The sequence below is a fragment of the Agathobaculum ammoniilyticum genome (assembly GCF_025567315.1).
In the GTDB taxonomy this organism is placed as follows: domain Bacteria; phylum Bacillota; class Clostridia; order Oscillospirales; family Butyricicoccaceae; genus Agathobaculum; species Agathobaculum ammoniilyticum.
The window spans coordinates 37,117-58,976 of record NZ_JAOQJE010000010.1 but is presented as its reverse complement, the minus strand read 5'-3'; the positions used below and the strand labels follow the sequence as shown (position 1 = coordinate 58,976).

19 protein-coding genes, 1 tRNA gene, 1 other RNA gene and 1 pseudogene are annotated in these 21,860 nt (G+C 59.3%); 12 read left to right on the top strand and 10 right to left on the bottom strand.

Going from position 1 to position 21,860, the window contains the following annotated elements; all coding sequences use genetic code 11:
* Window positions 1–58: 58 nt before the first annotated feature.
* On the bottom strand, window positions 59–3,619 hold the full coding sequence (nifJ, locus tag OCV66_RS11185) for a pyruvate:ferredoxin (flavodoxin) oxidoreductase (RefSeq protein ID WP_147574292.1): 3,561 nt from the start codon (window positions 3,617–3,619) through the stop codon (window positions 59–61).
* 314 nt (window positions 3,620–3,933) lie between these two features.
* Between nifJ and OCV66_RS11180 the strand changes: the two genes are divergently transcribed.
* Together OCV66_RS11180 and OCV66_RS11175 are read left to right on the top strand one after the other, a co-directional pair.
* Window positions 3,934–5,457 (top strand): YifB family Mg chelatase-like AAA ATPase, encoded by a 1,524-nt coding sequence (locus OCV66_RS11180; protein WP_054327610.1) that lies wholly within the window; start codon window positions 3,934–3,936, stop codon window positions 5,455–5,457.
* A gap of 145 nt (window positions 5,458–5,602) precedes the next feature.
* Window positions 5,603–6,820 carry a M15 family metallopeptidase gene (locus OCV66_RS11175; protein ID WP_107631925.1) on the top strand — a complete coding sequence of 406 codons (1,218 nt, stop codon included), beginning with the start codon at window positions 5,603–5,605 and terminating at the stop codon, window positions 6,818–6,820.
* Between the two features lie 49 nt (window positions 6,821–6,869).
* Here the strand turns inward: OCV66_RS11175 and OCV66_RS11170 are convergent, their stop codons facing one another.
* The gene (locus OCV66_RS11170) at window positions 6,870–8,210 is read right to left on the bottom strand and encodes an MATE family efflux transporter (RefSeq protein WP_054327613.1); all 1,341 of its coding nucleotides are present in this window, start codon (window positions 8,208–8,210) and stop codon (window positions 6,870–6,872) included.
* Between the two features lie 152 nt (window positions 8,211–8,362).
* On the opposite strand from OCV66_RS11170, the gene OCV66_RS11165 reads away from it, so the two are divergent.
* Window positions 8,363–8,821: an Lrp/AsnC family transcriptional regulator gene (locus OCV66_RS11165; RefSeq protein WP_054327614.1), complete on the top strand. Its 459-nt coding sequence runs from the start codon at window positions 8,363–8,365 to the stop codon at window positions 8,819–8,821.
* A 173-nt stretch (window positions 8,822–8,994) separates the two neighbouring features.
* Window positions 8,995–10,089: a helix-turn-helix domain-containing protein gene (locus OCV66_RS11160; RefSeq protein ID WP_054327615.1), complete on the top strand. Its 1,095-nt coding sequence runs from the start codon at window positions 8,995–8,997 to the stop codon at window positions 10,087–10,089.
* A 495-nt stretch (window positions 10,090–10,584) separates the two neighbouring features.
* Here OCV66_RS11160 and rplT read toward each other — a convergent pair whose 3' ends face one another.
* From rplT to infC, 3 genes are read right to left on the bottom strand one after another with little or no spacing between them, the layout of a single operon-like run.
* Window positions 10,585–10,938: a 50S ribosomal protein L20 gene (gene rplT, locus OCV66_RS11155; RefSeq protein ID WP_054327616.1), complete on the bottom strand. Its 354-nt coding sequence runs from the start codon at window positions 10,936–10,938 to the stop codon at window positions 10,585–10,587.
* Window positions 10,939–10,973: 35 nt separating this feature from the next.
* Window positions 10,974–11,177, bottom strand: a complete 204-nt coding sequence (rpmI, locus tag OCV66_RS11150; protein ID WP_054327617.1) for a 50S ribosomal protein L35 — start codon at window positions 11,175–11,177, stop codon at window positions 10,974–10,976.
* A gap of 47 nt (window positions 11,178–11,224) precedes the next feature.
* Window positions 11,225–11,734, bottom strand: a complete 510-nt coding sequence (gene infC, locus OCV66_RS11145; protein ID WP_054327618.1) for a translation initiation factor IF-3 — start codon at window positions 11,732–11,734, stop codon at window positions 11,225–11,227.
* A gap of 386 nt (window positions 11,735–12,120) precedes the next feature.
* Here infC and OCV66_RS11140 point away from each other — a divergent pair, with 386 nt between their 5' ends.
* The 3 genes from OCV66_RS11140 to OCV66_RS11130 all read left to right on the top strand — a co-directional run bounded on the left by OCV66_RS11140 (window position 12,121) and on the right by OCV66_RS11130 (window position 13,458).
* On the top strand, window positions 12,121–12,402 hold the full coding sequence (locus OCV66_RS11140; RefSeq protein WP_054327619.1) for a DUF1292 domain-containing protein: 282 nt from the start codon (window positions 12,121–12,123) through the stop codon (window positions 12,400–12,402).
* A gap of 40 nt (window positions 12,403–12,442) precedes the next feature.
* Window positions 12,443–12,636: non-coding RNA, 6S RNA (ssrS, locus tag OCV66_RS11135), on the top strand.
* Between the two features lie 183 nt (window positions 12,637–12,819).
* On the top strand, window positions 12,820–13,458 hold the full coding sequence (locus OCV66_RS11130) for a type I phosphoribosyltransferase (RefSeq protein WP_054327620.1): 639 nt from the start codon (window positions 12,820–12,822) through the stop codon (window positions 13,456–13,458).
* A gap of 62 nt (window positions 13,459–13,520) precedes the next feature.
* Here the strand turns inward: OCV66_RS11130 and OCV66_RS11125 are convergent, their stop codons facing one another.
* The 3 genes and pseudogenes from OCV66_RS11125 to trmB form a co-directional block, all read right to left on the bottom strand.
* Window positions 13,521–13,883, bottom strand: coding sequence for a DUF134 domain-containing protein (locus OCV66_RS11125; protein WP_147574291.1), 363 nt, complete (start codon window positions 13,881–13,883; stop codon window positions 13,521–13,523).
* Between the two features lie 6 nt (window positions 13,884–13,889).
* A pseudogene (locus OCV66_RS11120) lies at window positions 13,890–14,327 on the bottom strand (NifB/NifX family molybdenum-iron cluster-binding protein); the annotation flags it as partial.
* Window positions 14,328–14,426: 99 nt separating this feature from the next.
* Window positions 14,427–15,086, bottom strand: a complete 660-nt coding sequence (gene trmB / locus OCV66_RS11115; RefSeq protein WP_054327623.1) for a tRNA (guanosine(46)-N7)-methyltransferase TrmB — start codon at window positions 15,084–15,086, stop codon at window positions 14,427–14,429.
* 188 nt (window positions 15,087–15,274) lie between these two features.
* Between trmB and malQ the strand changes: the two genes are divergently transcribed.
* The 4 genes from malQ (at window position 15,275) to OCV66_RS11095 (ending at window position 19,027) form a co-directional block, all read left to right on the top strand.
* The gene (gene malQ / locus OCV66_RS11110) at window positions 15,275–16,768 is read left to right on the top strand and encodes a 4-alpha-glucanotransferase (RefSeq protein WP_054327624.1); all 1,494 of its coding nucleotides are present in this window, start codon (window positions 15,275–15,277) and stop codon (window positions 16,766–16,768) included.
* A gap of 40 nt (window positions 16,769–16,808) precedes the next feature.
* Window positions 16,809–18,020 carry an HAD-IA family hydrolase gene (locus OCV66_RS11105; protein WP_082397213.1) on the top strand — a complete coding sequence of 404 codons (1,212 nt, stop codon included), beginning with the start codon at window positions 16,809–16,811 and terminating at the stop codon, window positions 18,018–18,020.
* 139 nt (window positions 18,021–18,159) lie between these two features.
* Complete coding sequence (locus OCV66_RS11100; RefSeq protein WP_054327625.1) at window positions 18,160–18,861, top strand: helix-turn-helix domain-containing protein; 702 nt, start codon at window positions 18,160–18,162, stop codon at window positions 18,859–18,861.
* 90 nt (window positions 18,862–18,951) lie between these two features.
* Window positions 18,952–19,027: transfer RNA gene (locus OCV66_RS11095), tRNA-Gly, on the top strand.
* A 103-nt stretch (window positions 19,028–19,130) separates the two neighbouring features.
* Here OCV66_RS11095 and OCV66_RS11090 read toward each other — a convergent pair.
* A complete protein-coding gene (locus tag OCV66_RS11090) occupies window positions 19,131–19,592 on the bottom strand; it encodes an NAD(P)H-dependent oxidoreductase subunit E (RefSeq protein WP_054327626.1) in 462 nt (153 codons plus the stop codon).
* Window positions 19,558–20,418, bottom strand: a complete 861-nt coding sequence (locus OCV66_RS11085; RefSeq protein ID WP_107631916.1) for a pyridoxamine kinase — start codon at window positions 20,416–20,418, stop codon at window positions 19,558–19,560. The genes OCV66_RS11090 and OCV66_RS11085 overlap by 35 nt, the downstream gene beginning before the upstream one ends.
* A gap of 157 nt (window positions 20,419–20,575) precedes the next feature.
* On the opposite strand from OCV66_RS11085, the gene OCV66_RS11080 reads away from it, so the two are divergent.
* Window positions 20,576–21,856, top strand: a complete 1,281-nt coding sequence (locus tag OCV66_RS11080) for a glycoside hydrolase family 10 protein (RefSeq protein ID WP_186949845.1) — start codon at window positions 20,576–20,578, stop codon at window positions 21,854–21,856.
* Window positions 21,857–21,860: the final 4 nt, after the last annotated feature.

Genomic DNA, 21,860 nt, shown 5'->3' with positions numbered 1-21,860 from the left:
GTAACACAAAAGCCCCTGCGGATAAATATCCGCAGGGGCTTTGTCATTCTTTTGTAGCTTACGCTTCCGGAGCGTACAGGTCCTGCAGGCGCTTGAGGTGTGCATAGCGCTTGGTGGACTCGACCTCGGATTCGGAGAACAGCTTCTCGGCGCGATCCGGGAACGAACGGGTCAGCGCAGAGTAGCGAGCTTCGTTCATCATGAACTTGCGGTAGTCCTCGGTCTTGGGCTCCTTGGACTCCAGGATGAACGGGTTCTTGCCTTCTTCCGCGAGCTGCGGGTTGAAGCGGAACAGGTTCCAGTAGCCGCAGTCGACAGCCTTCTTCATCTCGGCCTGGCAGTTGGTCATACCGCCCTTGATGGAGTGCATCTCGCACGGGGCATAGCCGATGATGAGGGACGGTCCCGGATAGGCTTCCGCTTCCGCAATCGCCTTGAGAGTCTGGTTCATGTTCGCGCCCATAGCGATCTGGGCAACGTATACATAGCCGTAGCTCATCGCGATCTCGGCGAGGCTCTTCTTCTTGGTGGTCTTGCCGGACGCCGCGAACTGCGCAACCGCGCCGATGTTGGTCGCCTTGGAGGCCTGACCGCCGGTGTTGGAGTAAACCTCGGTATCGAATACCATGACGTTTACATCCTGGCCGGAAGCGAGGACATGATCCAAGCCGCCGAAGCCGATATCATAAGCCCAGCCGTCGCCGCCGAAGATCCAGACGGACTTCTTGGCCAAGTATTCCTTATGCGCAACGATTTCCTTGCAGGCGTCGCAGCCGGCAGCCGCGCCCTGCTCAAGCACAGCGGCCAGAGCCTTGGCCGGCTCCGCGTTAGCAGCGCCGTTGTCCTTGGTTTCCAAGAACTTGGCGATCGCGTCCTTGGTTTCGGCCGGAGTCGCATCCGCCGCAGCCATCTCTTCGAGCTTGGAGATCAGGCGCTCACGGATGGCGAGCTGGCCATAGTACATGCCGAGGCCGTGCTCCGCGTTGTCCTCGAACAGGCTGTTCGCCCAAGCCGGACCGTGGCCATTCGCGTCAACGGTGTACGGGCTGGTAGCAGCAGGACCACCCCAGATGGACGAGCATCCAGTAGCGTTGGAGATATACATACGGTCGCCGCAGACCTGGGTGATCAGGCGGGCGTAAGAGGTTTCGGCGCAGCCTGCGCACGAGCCGGAGAACTCAAGCAGCGGCTTCTTGAACTGACTGTCCTTGACGGAAGCAGTCGAGATCATGTCGGCCTTCTCGGCAACCTTGGCTACGCAGTAATCGAACGCATCCTGCTGGGCAGCTTCCTGCTCCTGCGGAACCATGGTGAGCGACTTGGTCGGGCATACGCCTACGCACACGCCGCAGCCCATGCAGTCGAGCGGGGAAACAGCCATCGTGTACTTGTACACGCCCTTGCCCTTGCCAGCCTTGATGTCCACGATCTTGGCAGAAGCCGGAGCGGCGGCAGCCTCTTCCTCGGTCAGCGCGAACGGACGGATGGTGGCGTGCGGGCAGACATAAGCGCACTGGTTGCACTGTACGCAGGTCTCGGCGTTCCAGGTCGGAACGGTAACGGCTACGCCGCGCTTCTCGTAAGCGGCAGCGCCGTGCTCGAACGAACCGTCAACATGCTCGCCGGCGAAAGCGGATACCGGCAGAGAGTCGCCGTCCATGCGGCCGATGGGCTCCATAACGTCCTTGACCATCTTGACGACTTCCGGACGGCCCTGCAGGTCGCGGTTGTCCGCTTCGTCCGCGGCATTCGCCCAGGACGCCGGAATCTCGACCTTGTGGAACGCGGTCGCGCCAACGTCGATCGCCTTGTGGTTCATATCGACGATATCCTGGCCTTTCTTCAGGTAGGACTTGGTAGCGGCATCCTTCATGTAGCCAATCGCTTCTTCCTGCGGCATAACCTTGGCCAGCGTGAAGAACGCGGACTGCAGGATGGTGTTGGTGCGCTTGCCCATGCCGATCTCGATCGCCTTGTCGATCGCGTTGATCGTGTAAAGCTGGATGTTGTTGGAAGCAATATAGCGCTTGGCAACAGCCGGCATGTGGTGGTCAAGCTCTTCGTCGGTCCACTGGCAGTTGATCATGAAGATACCGCCCGGCTTGACGTCGCGGACCATCGGGAAGCCCTTAACGATATAGGAAGGATTATGGCAGGCAACGAAGTCCGCCTTGTTGATATAGTAAGGAGACTTGATCGGCTTGTCGCCAAAGCGCAGGTGCGAAATGGTCACGCCGCCGGTCTTCTTGGAGTCGTACTGGAAGTACGCCTGAACATACTTGTCGGTATGGTCGCCGATGATCTTGATAGAGTTCTTGTTTGCGCCGACCGTACCGTCGCCGCCGAGACCCCAGAACTTGCACTCGATGGTGCCTTCCGCCGCGGTGTTCGGCGCCGGCTTCTCCTCGAGGGACAGGTAGGTAACGTCGTCGGTGATGCCGATGGTGAACTGGGGCTTGGGCTCGGCCTTGGTCAGTTCCTCGTATACGGCAAAGACGGACGCCGGAGGCGTGTCCTTGGAGCCGAGACCGTATCGGCCGCCGATAACGACCTTATCGGTGATGCCGGCGTTCGCCAGCGCGGTGACGACATCGAGGTAGAGCGGCTCGCCCTGCGCGCCGGGCTCCTTGGTGCGGTCGAGGACCGCGAGCTTCTTAGCGGTAGACGGAATCGCGGCCAGCAGCTTGTCCGCGCGCCACGGGCGGTACAGACGGACCTTGACAAGACCGACCTTTTCGCCGTGCGCGTTCAGGTAATCGATCACTTCCTCCGCCACGTCGCAGATCGAACCCATCGCGATAATCACGCGGTCAGCGTCGGCAGCGCCGTAGTAGTTGAACAGCTGATAGTCAGTACCGAGTTTGGCGTTGACCTTGCCCATGTACTCCTCTACGATCTCCGGAACAGCGTCGTAGAACTTGTTGCAGGCCTCGCGGTGCTGGAAGAATACGTCGCCGTTCTCGTGCGAGCCGCGCATCATCGCATGCTCCGGATTGAGGGCGCGCTTGCGGAACGCCTCGACAGCGTCCATGTCGCACATTTCCTTCAGGTCCTCGTAGTCCCAAACCTCGATCTTCTGGATCTCGTGGGAGGTGCGGAAGCCGTCAAAGAAGTTGATGAACGGAACGCGGGACTTGATGGTCGCCAGGTGCGCGACCGCGCCCAGATCCATCACTTCCTGCGGGTTGGTTTCAGCCAGCATGGCGAAACCGGTCTGGCGGCAGGCCATAACGTCGGAATGGTCGCCAAAGATGTTCAGCGCATGGGACGCAACCGTACGCGCCGAAACATGGAAGACACAGGGAAGCAGTTCGCCCGCGATCTTGTACATATTCGGGATCATCAGCAACAGGCCCTGAGACGCGGTGTAGGTGGTGGTCAGCGCACCGGCCGCAAGGGAGCCGTGTACCGTACCCGCAGCACCCGCCTCGGACTGCATTTCGATCACCTTGACGGTTGTACCGAAAATGTTCTTCTGACCTGCGGCTGCCCACTGGTCAACGCTGTCTGCCATGGGGCTGGACGGGGTAATCGGATAGATACCCGCGACCTCGGTAAACGCATACGACACGTGCGCGGCCGCAGTGTTACCGTCCATGGACTTCATCTTTCTTGCCATGTTTATATCCTCCTATTCAGTTATAACATGCTGAAGGGGTGAAAAAGGACCTTTCCGCACCAGTTTTGCGCCGAAAAAGCGATCTTCACCAACCGTATTTATTTTAGCACTCCTCCCTCCAATTGTAAACACCCAATATGACAAATTCATAACGATTTCCGCTTTTTCGGAACCGATTTCATATCGTGAAACAAATTGCTCTTTTTGTACCATAAATATTACATTTAGTTTGCATTTGACGTTTTGCATTGCGGAATTTGACATTTTGTAGTATAGTATTAGCGGTAAGAATTGGCGTTTCGGAGGGGCTTAACATGGTATCGCGTGTCTTCTCAGCCGGCCTGCGTGGCATCGATGGATATATCGTCACGGCCGAATGCTTTCTGTCCAGCGGCCTGCCCCGTTTGGATATCGTTGGCCTGCCGACCGGCGCGGTCAGCGAAGCTGGGGAGCGTGTGCGCGCCGCAGTCAAATCCCGCGGCTTCGACTGGCCGGTTTCCCGCCTGACGGTCAACCTCGCTCCCGCGGATACCAAAAAGGCCGGCGCCGCCTATGACCTTCCGATTCTGCTTTCCATCCTTGCGGCCGCGGGCGAGATCGATCCCCTGCCGCAGGACGCCGTCTTTCTCGGCGAGTTGTCCCTGACCGGCGAGCTGCGTCCGGTGTGCGGCGCACTTTCTATGGCGCTCGCCGTGCGGGACGCCGGCTTCCGAACGGTATTTGTCCCACAGCAGAACGCGGCCGAGGCCGCCTATGCCGCCGGCGTCACCGTGCTGCCGGCGGCCGGCCTGGACGACCTGCTCGCCCACCTGAACGGGCGCCGCCCGCTTTCTCCCTGTCTCCCGCCTGCCGCGCCGCCGCCGTGCAGCGCGCCCCTCGATTTCTCGCACGTCATGGGGCAGCACGCGGTCAAGCGCGCGCTCGAGATCGCCGCTGCGGGCGGACACAATATTATTCTCTCCGGCCCGCCCGGGTCGGGCAAGAGCATGATGGCAAAATGCTTCCCCACCATCCTGCCGCCTCTGTCCGATGCGGAGCGGCTGGAGGTCATCCGCGTCTGGTCGGCGGTCGGCCGCGGCCAGGAAGCGGTTGGCCGCGCGGAGCGGCCGTTCCGCGCGCCGCACCATAACTCCTCCGCAAACGCGGTCGCGGGCGGCGCGGGTGCCGGCGGGCGGCTCCCTGTCCCCGGCGAAGTCACGCTGGCCCACCATGGGGTATTATTTCTGGACGAGCTGCCCGAGTTTCACCGCGATGTACTCGAAACCCTGCGCCAGCCGCTCGAAGACGGAAAAATCACGATCTCCCGCGTTGCCGGGCAGGTCACTTATCCGGCGCATTTTCAATTAATCGCAGCTATGAATCCCTGCAAATGCGGCTGGTATGGAAGCGGCCGCTGCACTTGCTCGCCCGCTTCCGTGCAGCAGTACCTGCGGCGGCTGTCCGGCCCTCTGCTCGACCGCATCGACCTGCAGATCGCGGTACAGCCTGTCGAATATGCGGCGCTGGCTGCCCGCGGACGGGCTGCCGAGGAGCCTTCGGCGGCGATCCGCGACCGCGTGTGCGCCGCCCGCGTGGTCCAGTACCAGCGGCAGGGCGACGGTATCTGCAACGCCAGAATACCGCCCGCGCAATTGGCGCTGTACTGTGTCCTGTCCGACGACGCTTCCCGCATATTCGCGGCGGCGTTTGAGCGGCTCGGCCTCACCGCCCGCGCGCACGACCGTGTGCTGCGCGTGGCGAGAACGGTCGCTGATCTGGCCGGCAGCGCGTCCATCCAGTCCGAGCATCTTGCCGAGGCCCTACAGTACCGCACGCTCGACCGTGCGGCCGCCGATTGACCCACTTCCGCGCGGCGGGTTGTGGAAAAGCCTGTGTGTATTGTGAATAAATTCCTTTTTCAACGGTTTTTCCCAGGTTTTTGCGGTTAACTATTCCATAAAATATCCTAATTCTCTTTATTGAGACGCAAGGAGGTCTTTCCCTATGTCCCATCCCTTTGCCCGCCGGGCGGGTGCGTTGGCGTTGACAGCGGCGTTGTTCGTCCAGCAGGCCGGCGCGCTTTCCAATATTTCCTCCTGGGCGGAGGAGGGCGTCGCAGCCGCGCAGGCTGCCGGCCTGATGCCCAGCGCGCTCGAAGCGCTCAACGCAAAGGCCGAGATCACCCGCGCGGAATTCTGCGGCATTGCCGTAAACGCTTATAAGGCGGTGAGCGGCAAGGCGGTGTTCGCTTCAGCCAAAAAGCCGTTCCGCGACTGTGACGACCCCAATGTGGTCGCGGCATATGAGCTCGGCCTGGTAAGCGGCCGCGGCGACGGCATTTTCGATCCGGACGCCAGCATCAAGCGGCAGGACCTCTGTGTGATGCTGTATAATATCCTGGACGCCGCCGGCATCGACGCCCCCGCCATCGCGGGCGATGCCTGCGTGGAGGATTATCCCGACGTTCCGCAAATCAGCGATTATGCGGTCAACGCCATGATTACCATGGTCGATTATACAATCGTAAACGGCATTTCCGCCGCGGACGAGGCTACGCTGTTAGCGCCTAACGGCACGGCGACACGCGAGCAGGCCCTTATCATGGCGGAGCGCTTTTGCCAGGCCTTTGAGGACCAGGAGCCTGAAGCGGAGCCCTCCGACGAGGAGGGCGCTGTTTCGGTCCCTGACTACTGGCTCGATCCTGACCTTATGTTCCCCTCCACGGAAACGGACAAAATGATGCTCGTCTACGGTGTGGGCGGTGAAAAGTATCAGACCGCCGAGGAGGCCGAGGCGCACATGGTGGAGATCTCGGTTCCGGTCTGGCGGCTCCAGGCCGACGGGAGCAAGACCTCCAGCACCGCGTATATCGAGGTCAATCAGTCGCTCGCCCCGATTTACGAGGCAATCTTTGAGGAAATTTATAACGGCGACGAGCAGTTCCCGATCAAAAATGTCGGCTGCTATTCCTGGCGCACGGGCGAGCATTCGCAGGGTACCGCGATCGATATCAACTGGGAGGAAAACATGGAGGCTACCATCAACGCGGACGGCTCGCTCACCCCGACCACCGGCACGCACTGGTCGCCCTACGAGGACCCCTACTCCATCCCAGAGGGCGGGGATGTATACAACGCTTTTACGAAATACGGCTTTTCATGGGGTGGGAACGCCTGGTCGAGCAAGCGCGACTACATGCATTTCAGCTATTTCGGACGATAAATAACACGGGAGGGCGGCATAATGCCGCCCTCCCGTGTTTCATCCCGCCCTATCCCCCGGCAAGGATGCTCGTCCGGTTTCTGTAGTAATACAGCACGCCCACCGCATCGGCCAGCGCCCAGCCGATTGGCACCGACATCCAGATGCCGGTCACGCCCAGCGCAGGGACAGCCGACAACGCGTAAGCCAATGCCACACGCGTACCCAGCGAGAATACCGTCAGCACCACTGACATCCCGGGCATCTTGACCGCCCTATAAAAGCCATACAGCAGGAACAACAGGCCGATACCAAAATAGAACGCCCCCTCAATCCGCAGGTAGCCCACGCCGGCCTCGATGATCGCTGTGTCCCCAGCGTCGACAAACAGCCCCATGAGCGGACGGGCCAGCGCGCATACCGCAAGGCTGATGGCCGCGCAGAACGCGAACGCGGACAGCGCCGCGCTTTTTATCCCGCGCCGGATCCGCTCCGCCTTTCCCGCGCCGTAATTCTGGGCGATAAAGGTGGAAAACGCATTGCCGAAATCCTGTACCGGCATATAGGCGAACGAATCGATCTTGACCGCGGCGGCAAACGCCGCCATCACCACCTTGCCGAAGCTGTTGACCAAGCCCTGCACCATCAGGATGCCGAGGTTCATAATGGATTGCTGCACGCAGGTCAGCACCGACAGGCCCGCGATCTCACGGACGATACCGCCGTCCCAGCGGATATGCCGCCGCGCGACCCGCAGCTCCGGAAAGCGGAGCAGGTAATACAGCAATATCCCCAGGCCGGACGCATACTGCGACAGGACGGTCGCAGCCGCCGCGCCCGCCACGCCCCAGCGAAAAACAATCACGAACACCAGATCGAGCGCAATGTTCATCACCGCTGCAACACCCAAAAACAGCAGCGGCGTGACCGAATCCCCGACCGCGCGCAGCAGATTGGCAAAGTAATTATAAAGAAAGGTCGCCGGAATGCCGAAAAAGATGCAGAACAGGTATTCCCGCATCAGTCTGACAACTTCCCGCGGCACCTGCAGGGCGCGGATGATCCAGTCCAGCCCGGCAAACGAGAGGAGGTTGAGCAGCAGCGCCGCCGCACCGATCAGCAGGAACGACAGAGCGAAGCTGGTCCGGAGCCGCTCCATATCCTTCCGCCCAAACTGGATGGAGAAAAACGCGCTGCTCCCCATACACAGCCCGAGCAGGATAGAGGTCAGGAACACCATCAGCGTATACGACGAACCGACCGCCGCCAGCGCGTCCGCACCCAGAAAGCGGCCCACGATCAGCGTATCCGCCACGTTATACATCTGCTGTAGCAGGTTGCCCGCCATCAGCGGCAGGGCGAACAGCAACAGCTTTTTGGTGATATCGCCCTCTGTCAAATCGCCTCGCATACGTCCACCTTTTTCTAAACGTAATTATTATCTTTCTTTATGCAATACTATAGTAGCAATATTTTATTAATTCGTCAATCATATATTTCTATTTGTTCCTTCCCTGTGTTATACTATCTTATATCATCCAACCCTGAAAAGGAGGCTTCCCCATGTATCTGGACTGTCTGGACGCCCTCGACCAAAAGATCCTCACCCTGCTCACACAGAACGCTCGCTATTCCTATTCCGAGATCGGCGAGCTGGTCGGCCTTTCGCGCGTCGCGGTGAAAGGCCGGATCGACGCGCTGGAGAAAAAGGGGATCATCGAGGAATACACGACCATCATCAACCCGCAGAAAATCAGCGGCGCTGTATCCTGCTACTTTGAGATCGAAACGGCTCCCGACGCACTGAACGCCGTGATCGACCGGCTTTATCAGTGCGGCACCGTCACCCAGATCTACCGCATGAGCGGCAATTGCTGCCTGCATGTGCATGCTGTCGCCGCCTCGCAGGACGAGCTTGATACGTTCATCCGGAACGAAATCGACCGTCTGGACGGTACGGTCAGCGTGAAAACACACGTTATCTTGTCCCGCATCAAGGATGTCAAGGGGCTTCGCCTGTAACACAGCTGTCCCCCTTCCCGCTTCGGCGCCCATGCCTGCGCCACAGCTTAACCAGCGGTTGAATAATCCAACCGTTGGTTAAACTTCGCCTCCATTGTGCGGCGGCGCGTCATATGATACGATAGGCATGACAAAGAGCCCTTTGATCCTATTTTAGAGAGCTGGTTTTCTTGATGGAACTGCAAATTGGAAAAATCATTATGCAAACACGCCGCGAAAAAGGGATGACGCAGGAAACGCTCGCTGACATGGTAGGCGTGTCCGCCGCCGCAGTCAGCAAGTGGGAAACCTGCGCAAGCTATCCGGATATCACGCTGCTGCCGCCGCTGGCCCGCGCGCTCGGCCTGTCCGTGGACGCACTTCTCGATTTCCGCCGCGACCCTGCGCGCGAGGAGCAGCTTGCCATTTCCAGCCGGCTGCATCAGGTATTTGACGACCAGGGCTTTGACGCGGGCGTGCGGGCGGTCGAGGCGGTACTGCGCGAATACCCGCACAGCGGCTCGATCAAACTGCTCGCAGGCGCGCTGTATTATCGTTACATCGCCGCAGCCCTCAACCGTGCGGAGGATACGGAACAGACGGCGTCCGATATTACGGAGCGATGCCTCGCCCTGTTTGAGCAGGGGGAACAGCAATCCGAGGAAACCGGCGAAAAGCAGGTTTCCCGCTCCCTGCGCATCAGCATGCTCACCATGCTGGGCCGTTATGAAGAGGCCGAGGCGCTGATCGACAGCCTGCCGCCAAAGCAGGGCATCGATTCGGATGAGCTGCGCCTGTCCCTTTACCTGGCACAGGAAAAGCTGACCGAGGCAGAGCAGCTTGCGCGCCGCGCGCTGCTGACCCATGTGGGCGAGGTATCAACCGCGCTGATGAGCCTGACCACCATCGCCCGCCGGCAAAAGGCGTTTGCCGCCGCCCACCGTCTGGTTGACGCCTACCGCGCGGTCGATGCTCTGTTCGGACTTGACCGGTCGAACGGCCTGCTGCTCGGCATCATGCTCGCGCAGGATGAGGGCGACCAGGCGCAGGCGCTTGACCTGTTCGAGCAGTATATCGACACGCGCCTTGCCTATACGCTCGATTACCGTGATAACCCGTTTTTTGCCGCGGTGCAGACGCATGTCCCTACAAGGAACGATATTATTGAAACACACCGCCTGACGCTCCGTGCTATCGAGGAGGACGAGCGGTACGCGCCCCTGCGGGACGAGCCGCGCTTCCAGGCTGCGCTCGACCACCTGCGCGCGGCCATTCCGGCGGAAAATTGAACAAACAAAATGCCCGAAACGGAAAACCGCTTCGGGCATCACTTCTTTTGAGACGCGTTTTTCATATTCAGAATGGAACTCCCCTGTTTTTATTGCCGGGAAATAAATATAAAAAAACCACGCGGCCGCATTTCAATCCCGATGCGCGCCCTGCGTGGACCAATCCATAAAGCGTTTTACTTTTCGCTTTGCGTCTCATGCTCATCACCGAAAATCAAATCATCGATGTCCGGCCGGTCGGGCTTTTGCGGGATTCGGATATGTCTCATCAGCCTTTGCACCTCCTCTTATTGATTTATCTGTTATCCAGTATAACATATTATGCAAAAAAATCAAATAAAATTCCTGTAAAGTTACACAAATGTAACAATTTTTTCGACACGCCGCACCGTTCCCCGCCGCAGCCGCGCGGCCGCCAAAAAAGAAAAAGGCCGTAAAACGGCCTTTTTCACAAACAGCAAGCGGTTTCCGCAGAGCCTTCCGACCCTTTGGGGATCAAAGCGCCGCCTTCGCCTTTTCCGCCAGCGCGGCGAACGCAGCCTTGTCGTTGACCGCAAGGTCCGCGAGCATCTTACGGTTGAGGTCGATGCCGGCTTTCTTGAGGCCGTTCATAAAGCGGCTGTAATTCATGCCGCAGGACTTGGCGGCAGCCGAAATACGGGTGATCCACAGGCGGCGGAAGTCGCGCTTCTTGTGCTTGCGGCCGATATACGCGTACTTCAGGCTCTTCATAACCGCCTGGTTGGCTACGCGGTAATGGGTGGATTTCGCACCCCAGTAGCCCTTGGCACGCTTGAGGATCTTCTTTCTTCTTTTGCGCGTCATCATCGCGCCCTTAACTCTTGCCATTGTGATTGCCTCCTATATGAAAGATATGATTTTACTTACTTATACGGCAGCAGACGCTTGAGCTGCGCCACATTGGTGGAATCCGCAAAGCCTTCCTTGCGGAGGTGGCGCTTGAGCTTGGTGGTCTTTCCGTGGCCGTTGAGCAGATGGCGCTTACCAACATGGCCGCGCTTGAATTTACCGTTCTTGGTGACGGAAAATCTTTTCTTTGCACCGCTGTGCGTTTTGATCTTAGGCATAAGGGTTTGCTCCTCTCTGAATTTGCGCTGAAAACGCGCTTTTTGGTTTACTTGTCTTTTGCGGGCGCCAGGAACATAAGCATCTGACGGCCTTCGAGCTTGGGCTGCTTTTCCACCGTGCTGCATTCCGCGCACAGCTCCGCGAAGCGATGGAGCAGGTCCTGACCGAGCGACGCATGGGTGACCTCACGGCCGCGGAAGCGGACCGAAACCTTGACCTTGTCGCCGTCCTTCAGGAAGCGGCAGGCATTTTTCACCTTGGTATTCAGGTCGCCGACATCGATATTGGGGGTCAGGCGAATCTCTTTGATCTCCACGACACGCTGATTTTTTCTTGCTTCCTTTTCCCGCTTGGCCTGTTCAAAGCGGAATTTGCCGTAGTCCATGATCTTGCACACCGGCGGCTTTGCCTGCGGGGCGATCTTGACCAGGTCCATGCCTTTTTCCACTGCGATGTCCTGCGCCTGCTGGATAGGCACGATGCCGAGCTGTTCGCCGTCGTCGCTGATCAGGCGGACTTCCTTGTCGCGGATCTCTTCATTGATCTGATGTTCCATGCTGCTGATTGGTAAGCACCTCCAAACAAAAACGGATTAAAATACAAAAAGAAAAAAGGACCGGCCCTTTACGGTCGTCCTCCATCACAAAAGCGCAAAGCTGCCCTGCGGCTTTGCAGAATGATTGACCCGTTTGCTCAAGCGCTGCGGGTGAGGACGCGGCCTTCTTCTTTGTTACCTGTATTACTATAGCAGAAATAAAAGGCAAAGTCAAGGCTTTATTTCTTGCGTTCCTGCTGGTATGATAATTCGCATGGGCGGCATACTATGACAGTGGCGCCGCCCCGATAATTTGGCTTTACAAATCCGGCGCGATTTGTTATGCTTAAAGCGGGGAGAGCAATCCTCCCCCAATCTGAAACCAAACACAAGGAGGTGCCGGAACCATGAGCGAGGAGTACGGCAACGATTTTGTCACGCTGATCGATGAGGATGGCAACGAAGTGGAGTTTGAGCACATCGACACCGTGGAATATGAGGGTACGACCTATCTGGCGTTTATTCCGGCTGAGCTTGCCGTTGAGGAAGACGCGGAGGTCGTCATCATGCAGATCGTAGAGGAAAACGGCGAGGAAATGCTGGAAGCGGTCGAGGACGACGAGATCGCGGATGCAGTGTTCAATATCCTGATGGAACGCGCGGAAGCGGAGGAGGACGAAGAGGGCTGATCCCCTTTTCTTTCCGGCATCCGGCAAGGCTTTGCCGGATGTCACCCTGCCCTGTGCGACAGCGGCCTTTTTTTAACCCACATTTTTAGTACGGGATTTCGGAAAGTTTTGGCATCGAGCAGCAGGCCTCCCGGGTATACACGGATGTTGGAAGCGCAGACATGCCAAACAGAAAACCCACCTGCCAAGTCGTGCAGGTTACTAATTGGGCCGCATCGGCAGGGCGGGGCTTATTACCTTTCGGGCGCATGCGCCCCGCGCATTTCAATGGAACGGCAGCCGCTGTGCGGCTGCTTTTTTATTTCCCCCGCCTGGAAACGCCGTCCGAAGCGCTCGGCTTTTTCTTGCCCTGCACAGTAAAATGCGGTATAATAAAGGTGTGATTTCTTATATTGTCGCAAGAAAGGTGGTTTCCTTATGCAGCAGCCGATCCGAATCATCTCCCATGCCAACAAACGCCTTTACGCGGATGCGATCCCCGGGCATTTCGCCACAAACCATTCGCACATCAATTATTATGTCGATATGTCCGAAATCAAGCACAATATGTCCATGGCGCTTGAAGCGGCGCGCAGCATCGCTTTCCACTTTAGCGCGGTCAGTGTGGACACGCTCCTGTGCCTGGAGGGTACGGAATACATCGGCGCCTATCTGGCCCGCGAGCTTTCCTCCTCGGGTATCGGCAGCCTGAATTCCGGCAAATCCGTCTATCTTGTCGAGCCGGACAACAACGTCAACGGGCAGTTCATGTTCGCGGACAACCTCCGCCCCATGATCGAAAACCGCAATGTACTGGTGCTGGTCAACACGGCCTCGACCGGTCAAACCCTGTCCCAGACGCGCGAGTGCATCGAATATTACGGAGGTCGGGTCGCCGGCTATTCCGCGCTGTTCTCCAACCTTTCCGAGTTGGACGGCAAGCCGGTCGTCCGCCTGTTTTCGGGCGAGGATTTCCCGCATTACCATAATTTTGTCCGCGGCAAGGACTGCCCCGCGTGCGCGGCCGGCGTCCCGCTGGACGCTATCGTCACCCCGCGCGGATACACCAAGCTGTAAGCCCGTGTGGAGGCATCCGTCTGTCAAACGCAGGCGCATCCAGAGAAAAAGGCCGGAGGGAATCAATCCTCCGGCCTTTCCTTATCGCAGCTTCGCTGTAGGCAGCAACCGGCTCTCGGGCAATACGCGCGCCGCTCGCAGACCTCCACCTCCCCGCCCTGGAGCCGCAGCAGCCTGCCGTTGACCAGGCAGTCCGTCAGCTTGCGGCGGGCAGTGTTGTAGATCGCCTGCACCGTGGTGCGCGCGACCCCCATCTGCACGGCGGCCTGCTCCTGCTGCAGGCCCTCCAGGTCGATCAGGCGGAGCGCCTCGTACTCATCCAGCCCCATGACAACCGGCTCCCCCGCGCAGCCCATGCCGCGCGGGCCGAATTCCCGGCAGGCCGGCAGACCGCATACCCTGCGGCACTTTTTCGGCCTTGGCATCCACGTTTACCCGTGGCAGTGGCCGCCACAGGTGTGGCCGCCGTGCGAGGCGCAGTCATGCCCCTCGCCGTGATGCTCGTGGTGGCTGCACCGGACATCCGGATCATACTGGAGCGAGCCGGCCAGGAACGCCCCGACCGCTTCGTCCGCCCCGCCCTGCACGCCGCCCAGCAGGCGGATGCCGGCCTCGGCCAGCGCGGCCTGCGCGCCGCCGCCGATGCCGCCGCAAATCAGCGTATCCACGCCCTGCGCCGCCAAGAAGCCCGCAAGCGCCCCATGCCCGCTGCCATTGGTATCAACAATCCGCGAGGAAAGGATTTTTCCGTCCGCCGTTTCATATACTTTGAACTGGGCGGTATGCCCAAAGTGCTGGAATATCTGTCCATCCTCATAAGTGACTGCGATTTTCATATTGCTGCGCCTCCGTTTTTTATTTTCGGCATATGCCGGTTATAAGTATAGCATAACACTTTTCCGGCATATGTCAATAACATTTATTTTCCATAGGAAAAAGCGGCCCTGCGGCCGCTTTTCATCCTCCCTCTATTTTCTTAAAAATTCCGGCAGCCGCCGACGCGCCTCCAGCCGGTAGATGCGCGCGCCCTCGGATGAGAACTTCTCCTCATATTCGGTCATCACGTTGCCCTCGAAATCCGAGCGGTGCAGGTCGAGCGAAATATTCTGGAGCAGCCAGCCGTACTGACAGACCTCCGCAAGCGTCCACTCAAAAAAGCGCTGGTTATCGGTCTTGAAGCACAGATCGCCCTGCTGCTTCAGCAGCTCGTCATAGACCTCCAGATACGCGCGCCACGTCAGGCGGCGCTTGCGCTGGCGGTTAGGCGGCCACGGGTCGGAAAAGTTCAGGTAGATGCGGTCCACTTCGCCCGGGGCGAACACCTCGCGCAGCTCGGCCGCGTCAAAGGATACGAACCGCAGGTTGGGCAGCGGGTGCTGCTGGCAGCGCTCCGCCGCCATGATGAGCGCGCCCTCCTCCCGTTCGACCGCGATAAAGTTGATCTCCGGATACTGCTCCGCCATGCCGATCGCAAAGCGCCCCTTGCCGCAGCCGATCTCCACATGCAGCGGGTGGTCGTTGCCGAACAGCGCGCGCCAGCGGCCGCGCTTTTCCCTCGGCTCGAACGCCATCACATCCGCGCACGCGGCAAAACGAACGTCCAGGTTTTTCTTTTTGCGCATTCTCATGCGTTGATATTCCCCTTTTTTGTGTTTTCAGCCCTCTTATTATAGCCTGCCGGCCAGCCGTTTGCAAGCGGATTCCGCGCGGTCCCCTATTGTCCTCGCCCGCTTCCAGTCTTTGCCGGCAAGAATAACTCTTGGGAAATCGGCCGAACTGTGTTATAATGAGTCATATTGAATTGGGGGAACGCAGTATGTTCAAACGCTCCAGCGGCGTGCTCGCGCACGTCACTTCTCTGCCCTCGCCGCACGGCGTGGGTACCATGGGCAAGGCCGCGTATGATTTTGTGGATTTTCTCTCCGCCGCCCGTCAGACCTATTGGCAGGTCCTGCCGCTCGGCCACACCGGTTTCGGTGATTCGCCGTATCAGTGCTTTTCCGCAGCGGCGGGCAATCCGTACCTGATCGACCTTGACCTGCTGGTGGAGGACGGCCTGTTGACCGTGGCCGAGGTCAGGGCCGGCGACTTCGAGGCGTCGCCGGACGAGACGGATTTCGAACAGCTCGCGGATACCCGCTGGCCGCTGTTCCGCAAGGCGTACCGCCGCGTTGACGACACGCTGCGCACCAGGATCGCCGCGTTCCGTGAGAAAAATGCCGCCTGGCTGCCGGATTATGCGCTGTTTATGGCGCTTAAAGAGGAAAAATACCACAATATGCCGGTCTATCTTTGGCCGGACAAGGCGGTGCGCGACCGCAAGCCTGCCGCGCTTGAAAAGGCGGCCGCCGAGCTGCGGGACGAGATCGACTTCCGCATCTTCCTGCAATATGTCTTTTTCCAGCAGTGGGACGCGCTGCATGCCTACGCCAATGAAAAAGGCATCCAGATCATCGGGGATATCCCGATCTACGTTTCCGCAGACTCCTCGGATGTGTGGACGCACCCGACGCTGTTCAAGCTCAAGGCCGACCGCAGCCCCAAGCTGGTCGCGGGCGTGCCGCCCGACTACTATTCGGCCACCGGTCAGCTCTGGGGCAATCCGGTGTATGACTGGGACGTACACCGCGCGGAGAACTACGCCTGGTGGGTCTGGCGCATGAAGAGCAACATGGCGCTGTTCGATGTGGTGCGGCTCGACCACTTCCGCGGCTTCGCGGCCTACTGGGAGGTCAAGGCCGGATCGGAAAACGCGATCAAGGGCCATTGGCGCAAAGGCCCGGGCATGGAGCTGCTCCGCGCCATCGAACAGGCGCTCGGTCCGGTCCGGCTCATCGCGGAGGATCTGGGCGTGCAAACCGACGAGGTGCGCGAACTGCTCACGGAAAGCGGCCTGCCGGGCATGAAGGTGCTGATCTTCGGCTTCACGCCGGACGAAGACAATGAGCACCTGCCGCATAACTTCGTGCCGAACAGCATCGTTTACACCTCCACGCACGACTCCCAGACCGTATGCGAGCAGATCATGGATATCTGCACCGAGCCGGAAAAGCAGTTTGCCTACCGGTACCTGCGCACCTCGCACAGCGAGGCCATGGGCTGGAGCGCGATCAAAAGCGTCTGGGCCTCGCCCGCGCGCATCGCCATGACCCCCCTGCAGGACCTGCTCTCACTCGGCGCGGACGCGCATATGAACACGCCCGGGACGATCGGCGGCAAGAACTGGCGCTGGCGCGTGCGGCGGGAGGCGCTCAACCCGACGGTTTCTTCCCTGCTGGCCGAGATCACGCAAACCTATATGCGCGGCTGAAGCCGCGCCCACTCAAACAGATAAAAAGGATAGCGATAGCATGAAAATCAACACGGCAATCTTTGATTTGGACGGTACCCTGCTCAACACCCTCGGCGACCTGTGCGACAGCGTCAACTGCGCGGTCATGCGGCGCGGCTTCCCCGCTGTGACCGAGGAGCAGACGCGCCAGCGCGCGGGCAACGGCGTGCGTAAGCTGGTCGAGCGCTGCATTCCGGAAAACAAACGCACGGAGGCCATGGTTGACGCCTGTCTCGACGACTTCCGCACCGCCTATAACGAGCGCATGATGAACCGCACCCAACCGTATGACGGCATCCTCCCACTTCTCAAGGCGCTGAAAAAGGCCGGTGTTTCGGTCGGCGTGCTTTCCAACAAATACGATCTGGCCGCCAAGGGGCTGATCCGGCATTATTTCGGTGATCTTGTGCAGGTCACCTGCGGCGAGCGGCCGGACACCCCCCGCAAGCCCGATCCGACCAGCGCGCTCCAACTGCTGCGCGAGCTGGGCGGCGACGCGGCGACCGCCCTCTATATCGGAGACAGCGCGGTCGATATGCAGACCGCGCAAAATGCCGGCCTGGCCGCTGTCGGCGTGACCTGGGGCTTCCGTCCGGCCGAGGAACTAAAGGCGGCCGGTGCGCAGGCATTGGTAAGCGACCCGTCCGAATTGCTGCCGATGTTCGAACGCGGCTTGCCGGGGGTAGACGCGATCTGCAGGGCTTTCACCGCGCGCGGCTTCGGCTTTACTTACTTCCCCACCGCGCAGGAGGCACAGCGCTACCTGACCGACGCCTGCGCGGGCAAATCGGTTTCTCTCGGCGGCTCAATGACGCTCAAAGAGCTGGGTTTTCCGGAAGCCTTTGCCGGAAACACCGCTGTCCACTGGCACTGGCTCAAGCCGGGTGAATTCTTCCAGACGCCGGACATTTATCTCTGCTCCGCCAACGGCCTGTCGGAAAACGGCGAGATCGTTAATATCGACGGCACCTGCAACCGCGTCGCGGGTACGCTGTTCGGCCCGAAGCGCTGCATCTTTGTCTGCGGCATCAACAAGCTGTGCCCCGATCTGGAAAGCGCGATCGACCGCGCGAAAAACGTCGCCGCCCCCCTCAACGCCAAACGGCTTTCCGGAAAGGATGATCCGGAGATTGTGGAAAAGCTCTGCCGCGCCATGGTGATCCACATGGGACCGCCCACCAAAATGGAAAAGTGCGAGGTCGTGCTGATCGGCGAGCCGCTCGGCTATTGATCTTTCCGGCGCGTTTTGCGAAAAACGCGCCTTTTTTCCTGTCCGCAACCGCCGGTTGCGTAATTTCCAGCCCCGCTTGGTGGCATGCAACCGCTTTTTCCGGTAAAATCAGGACCATCAAGCAAGGAGGTAAGCAAACATGACGCTTGGAGAAAAAATCATCAGCCTGCGCAAACAGCGCGGCTTATCGCAGGAGGAGCTAGCCATTACACTCGGCATATCGCGGCAGGCGGTTTCCAAATGGGAGACCGAGGATGCCACGCCGGACACGGATAAGGTAATCGCGCTCGCAGACTATTTTAACGTCACGACCGACTGGCTGCTGCGGGATGTCGAGCCGCCCGAGACACATGCCGTTACGGACGCGCACATGTCGCCCGTCCAAGCGCGGGCGGGCGCTCCCCTGCTGCTCTGCCTGACGCTGGGCGCGAGCGCGTGCGGGGTGCTGCTTCTGTTTTACGGCCGTTTTGCTTCCGCAAGCTCGATCCCCTCGGTTATCGGCATGATTTTACAGATCTGCGCCATCACCATAGCGACAGGCTTCGGGCTGTATTTGAAAAACAGTGCGGACACCATACAGGGGGCGGGCTTTATCCGGTCTTTCTGGCGCGTGAATATCTGGATGGTCGCGCTGCTGCCGGTGCGCATGGCCTGTTCCGCGTTTATGCAGCTGTTGCGGCTCATCCCTGAAGAGACGTTGTCGCGCCTGTGGACCGGCCTGCCGCAGCCGCTCTGGCAACTCGGACGGGTGCTACTGTTCGCAGGCGTGCCAATCGCCCTGTATGTGGCGGTATGCCTGTGCGTCACGCTGGTGCTGTGCCGCCCCAGAAAAACAGGATGAAAAAACATCTTTTTTCATTATTTGTTCTTGACAGCTTGTACAGTCTTTGCTATAATAAATATCGCGCTGGTAAGTCCAGCGCGATAGCCTGCGGCTGTAGCTCATCTGGTAGAGCGCCACCTTGCCAAGGTGGAGGTAGCGAGTTCGAGCCTCGTCAGCCGCTCCAATAAACAAAAACGCCTGTCCAAAGGACAGGCGTTTTTGTTTTCGGCATCGCGCGGTTTCGCTCCACGCAAAAAGCGGGCGGCCTGTGAAAAGGCCGCCCGCTTTTAACGTTCTCCCTCGATCAGTTTGCGCAGCTTTTCTTCTGTCATCCCTGTATGGATATCGCCGTCCCATTTGACGCAGGGGCCTTTGCCGCATTTTTTCATGCAGCCCGTCACCTTGTAGCGGAAGCCGGCTTCCGCCGTGCCGCCCACCTGTACGCCATAGGTCCGTTCCACAAAATCCGACAGCGCCGCCCGCTTGGCGCAGTTTTTCCCGCCGCAGACAGACAGTGTATGCGGTGCGTCCTCCGTTCGTATCGACGGATACCGCTTGAGCAGCGCGTCGATGAATGTCATTTTCAGCTCCAGCTTTTCCGCGGTCTTTTCCAGCGCTTTCTGCGGTATGACGCCGCCGAACAGCGTCTGGACCTCCCGCAAAAGCTGGATCAGCTCGTTCTGGTCACAGGTAATGCCCCGATCGCGGTAAGCCTTAATGATCTCCTTCAGTTCTTCCTTGTGCTTCATCGCATCCTCCCACCAAATGATACAGCAGCTTTTCAAATTGTACGCCGTGCATCGGATTGGTCTGCTGCGCCGCCGTATAGGCGATGCAGTCCTTGACATATTCGCCCGCGCGGTCGCACGCCGCAGCCAGCTTTTCCCCGTTCAGCAGGCTGCCCAGCATCACAGAGGCGAACAGATCCCCTGTTCCCGGGTAATACCGGTCGACGCGGCGGTGCAGGCTCAGCGCGCCCCCCTCCGCCGTCAGACAGCCCGAGCCTATGCGCCTTTCCGCAAAATCCAGTCCGGTCAGCACAACCTGCGCGCCATACCGCGCGCGCAGCGCGCGCATCCATTCCCAAGCCTCCTCCGCACCGCGCGGCTTGCCGGACGGATCGCGGTCGAGCAGGATCGCGGCTTCGGTCGTATTGGGAGTGATGATATCCGCGATTGCGCAAAGCTCCCGCATGCGGGTACACATCTCAGGCGTGTAGGTGTCGTATATCCTGCCATTGTCGCCCATCACAGGGTCAATCAGGGTGATCCCATCCACGGCCTTCAGCCGCCGCGCCGCCTCCCGCACCCGATCGATCTGATCCGCTGATCCAAGAAAGCCCGCATAGACCGCTTCAAACCGCAGCCCCAGCGCGTCGTACTGCTCTATTGTTCCCTGTATCGCGCCGGTTAAGTCGGTCGTCACCCAGTTTGGGATCGCTGTGTGGGTGGAAAACACCGCTGTTGGCAGCGGCACGCACTGATGTCCCGCCGCGGAAAGCACCGCAATGATTGGCACGAGCGACGAGCGCCCGAATCCGGACAGGTCGTGCAGCGCCAAAACTTTTTTTTGCATGAAAGCCTTTCACATCCTTTTCCCTGTCCATCATACGATGGATCGCCGGCAAAGTCAATGCTCCTTTACGCAACTGGGCGACGTGTTCCTTGCTTTCCGCTGGCCAAAATGGTAAAATAAGAATAAAGCTATGCGCATTTACCAAAGGAGTATTTTCATGCTGAAACGACGTATTTTATCTCTTTTTTTCCTGCTTGCCCTGCTGCTGCCCACCGCTTCGGCCGCAAACGGCAGCGCGGCCAGGGACGGTATCCGCGGCGTCTGGGTTTCCAGCGTTTATAATATCGACTATCCCACCCGACAGGGCATGACCGCGGACGAACTCAAAAGCGAAGCGGACGCGATTTTGGACAACATTGCGTCCATGGGCCTGAACACCGTGTTCTTTCAGGTCCGCCCCTCCGCGGACGCGCTGTACCAGTCCGAACTTTTCCCCTGGAGCCGTTATGTGAGCGGCACGGCGGGCCAGGCGCCCGACGGCGGCCTCGACCTGCTCGCCTATTGGGTAAACGGCGCGCACAGCCGCGGCCTACAGCTCCACGCCTGGATCAATCCCTACCGCATCACCAAGGACGGCGAGGCGGAATGGGCCGCGCTGCCGGAAAGCAGTCCGGCCAAGCAGCATCCGGAATGGGTTGTGCAGTACGATGGGAATTACTATTTTGACCCCGGCCTGTCCGCTGTGCAGCAGCTCGTCATTGACGGCGCGGAGGAAATCGTCCGCAATTACGAGGTGGATGGCATCCATCTTGACGATTATTTTTATCCAGGGCCTGATTTTAACGACGCCACCTCGTTCGCGCGCTACGGCGGCGATTTTGAGGATATCGGGGACTGGCGGCGCGACAATGTCAACACGCTGATCGCCGAACTTGATACGGCGCTGCATGAGCTTAACCCCGACCTCTCTTTCGGCGTCAGCCCCGCCGGTATCTGGGATAACCAATCCTCCAACCCCGAAGGCAGCGAAACCAACGGCCGCTCCTCCTACCGTGAGATATACTGCGATTCGGTCGAATGGATCGAGGCCGGCACGGTCGATTATATCTGTCCCCAGCTCTACTGGTCCATCGGCTACGAGATCGCGGACTTCGAGATCCTGCTCGACTGGTGGCAGAACGTTGTGGCAACCAGCGATGTCGCCCTCTATATCGGCATCGGCGCGTACCGCGCGGCCGAGGCGCAGCCCGGCGATGTCTGGTATGGCACGGCCGAACTGCAACGGCAGTTGGACATGATCGAAAGCAGCATCGATGTGCAGGGCGAGGTGTTTTTCAGCTATTCCTCCCTGATCGATACCGCCAACTGCTCGTCCATGCTGGCCAAACACTATACCGAGATTGACGGCGTCCCGCCCGGAGACGCCACCGGCGAGTCTGCGCAGCACAGCAGCCTGCTGGAAATCCTTTCCCGCTTTATCACCAGCCTGTTTTATTAACTGA

Excerpts from the sequence above, each read along its gene's own strand:
- nifJ (WP_147574292.1), bottom strand. The coding sequence starts at position 3,619 with ATGGCAAGAAAGATGAAGTCCATGGACGGTAACACTGCGGCCGCGCAC.
- OCV66_RS11180 (WP_054327610.1), top strand. The coding sequence starts at position 3,934 with ATGGTATCGCGTGTCTTCTCAGCCGGCCTGCGTGGCATCGATGGATAT.
- OCV66_RS11175 (WP_107631925.1), top strand. The coding sequence starts at position 5,603 with ATGTCCCATCCCTTTGCCCGCCGGGCGGGTGCGTTGGCGTTGACAGCG.
- OCV66_RS11170 (WP_054327613.1), bottom strand. The coding sequence starts at position 8,210 with ATGCGAGGCGATTTGACAGAGGGCGATATCACCAAAAAGCTGTTGCTG.
- OCV66_RS11165 (WP_054327614.1), top strand. The coding sequence starts at position 8,363 with ATGTATCTGGACTGTCTGGACGCCCTCGACCAAAAGATCCTCACCCTG.
- OCV66_RS11160 (WP_054327615.1), top strand. The coding sequence starts at position 8,995 with ATGGAACTGCAAATTGGAAAAATCATTATGCAAACACGCCGCGAAAAA.
- rplT (WP_054327616.1), bottom strand. The coding sequence starts at position 10,938 with ATGGCAAGAGTTAAGGGCGCGATGATGACGCGCAAAAGAAGAAAGAAG.
- rpmI (WP_054327617.1), bottom strand. The coding sequence starts at position 11,177 with ATGCCTAAGATCAAAACGCACAGCGGTGCAAAGAAAAGATTTTCCGTC.
- infC (WP_054327618.1), bottom strand. The coding sequence starts at position 11,734 with ATGGAACATCAGATCAATGAAGAGATCCGCGACAAGGAAGTCCGCCTG.
- OCV66_RS11140 (WP_054327619.1), top strand. The coding sequence starts at position 12,121 with ATGAGCGAGGAGTACGGCAACGATTTTGTCACGCTGATCGATGAGGAT.
- OCV66_RS11130 (WP_054327620.1), top strand. The coding sequence starts at position 12,820 with ATGCAGCAGCCGATCCGAATCATCTCCCATGCCAACAAACGCCTTTAC.
- OCV66_RS11125 (WP_147574291.1), bottom strand. The coding sequence starts at position 13,883 with ATGCCAAGGCCGAAAAAGTGCCGCAGGGTATGCGGTCTGCCGGCCTGC.
- trmB (WP_054327623.1), bottom strand. The coding sequence starts at position 15,086 with ATGAGAATGCGCAAAAAGAAAAACCTGGACGTTCGTTTTGCCGCGTGC.
- malQ (WP_054327624.1), top strand. The coding sequence starts at position 15,275 with ATGTTCAAACGCTCCAGCGGCGTGCTCGCGCACGTCACTTCTCTGCCC.
- OCV66_RS11105 (WP_082397213.1), top strand. The coding sequence starts at position 16,809 with ATGAAAATCAACACGGCAATCTTTGATTTGGACGGTACCCTGCTCAAC.
- OCV66_RS11100 (WP_054327625.1), top strand. The coding sequence starts at position 18,160 with ATGACGCTTGGAGAAAAAATCATCAGCCTGCGCAAACAGCGCGGCTTA.
- OCV66_RS11090 (WP_054327626.1), bottom strand. The coding sequence starts at position 19,592 with ATGAAGCACAAGGAAGAACTGAAGGAGATCATTAAGGCTTACCGCGAT.
- OCV66_RS11085 (WP_107631916.1), bottom strand. The coding sequence starts at position 20,418 with ATGCAAAAAAAAGTTTTGGCGCTGCACGACCTGTCCGGATTCGGGCGC.
- OCV66_RS11080 (WP_186949845.1), top strand. The coding sequence starts at position 20,576 with ATGCTGAAACGACGTATTTTATCTCTTTTTTTCCTGCTTGCCCTGCTG.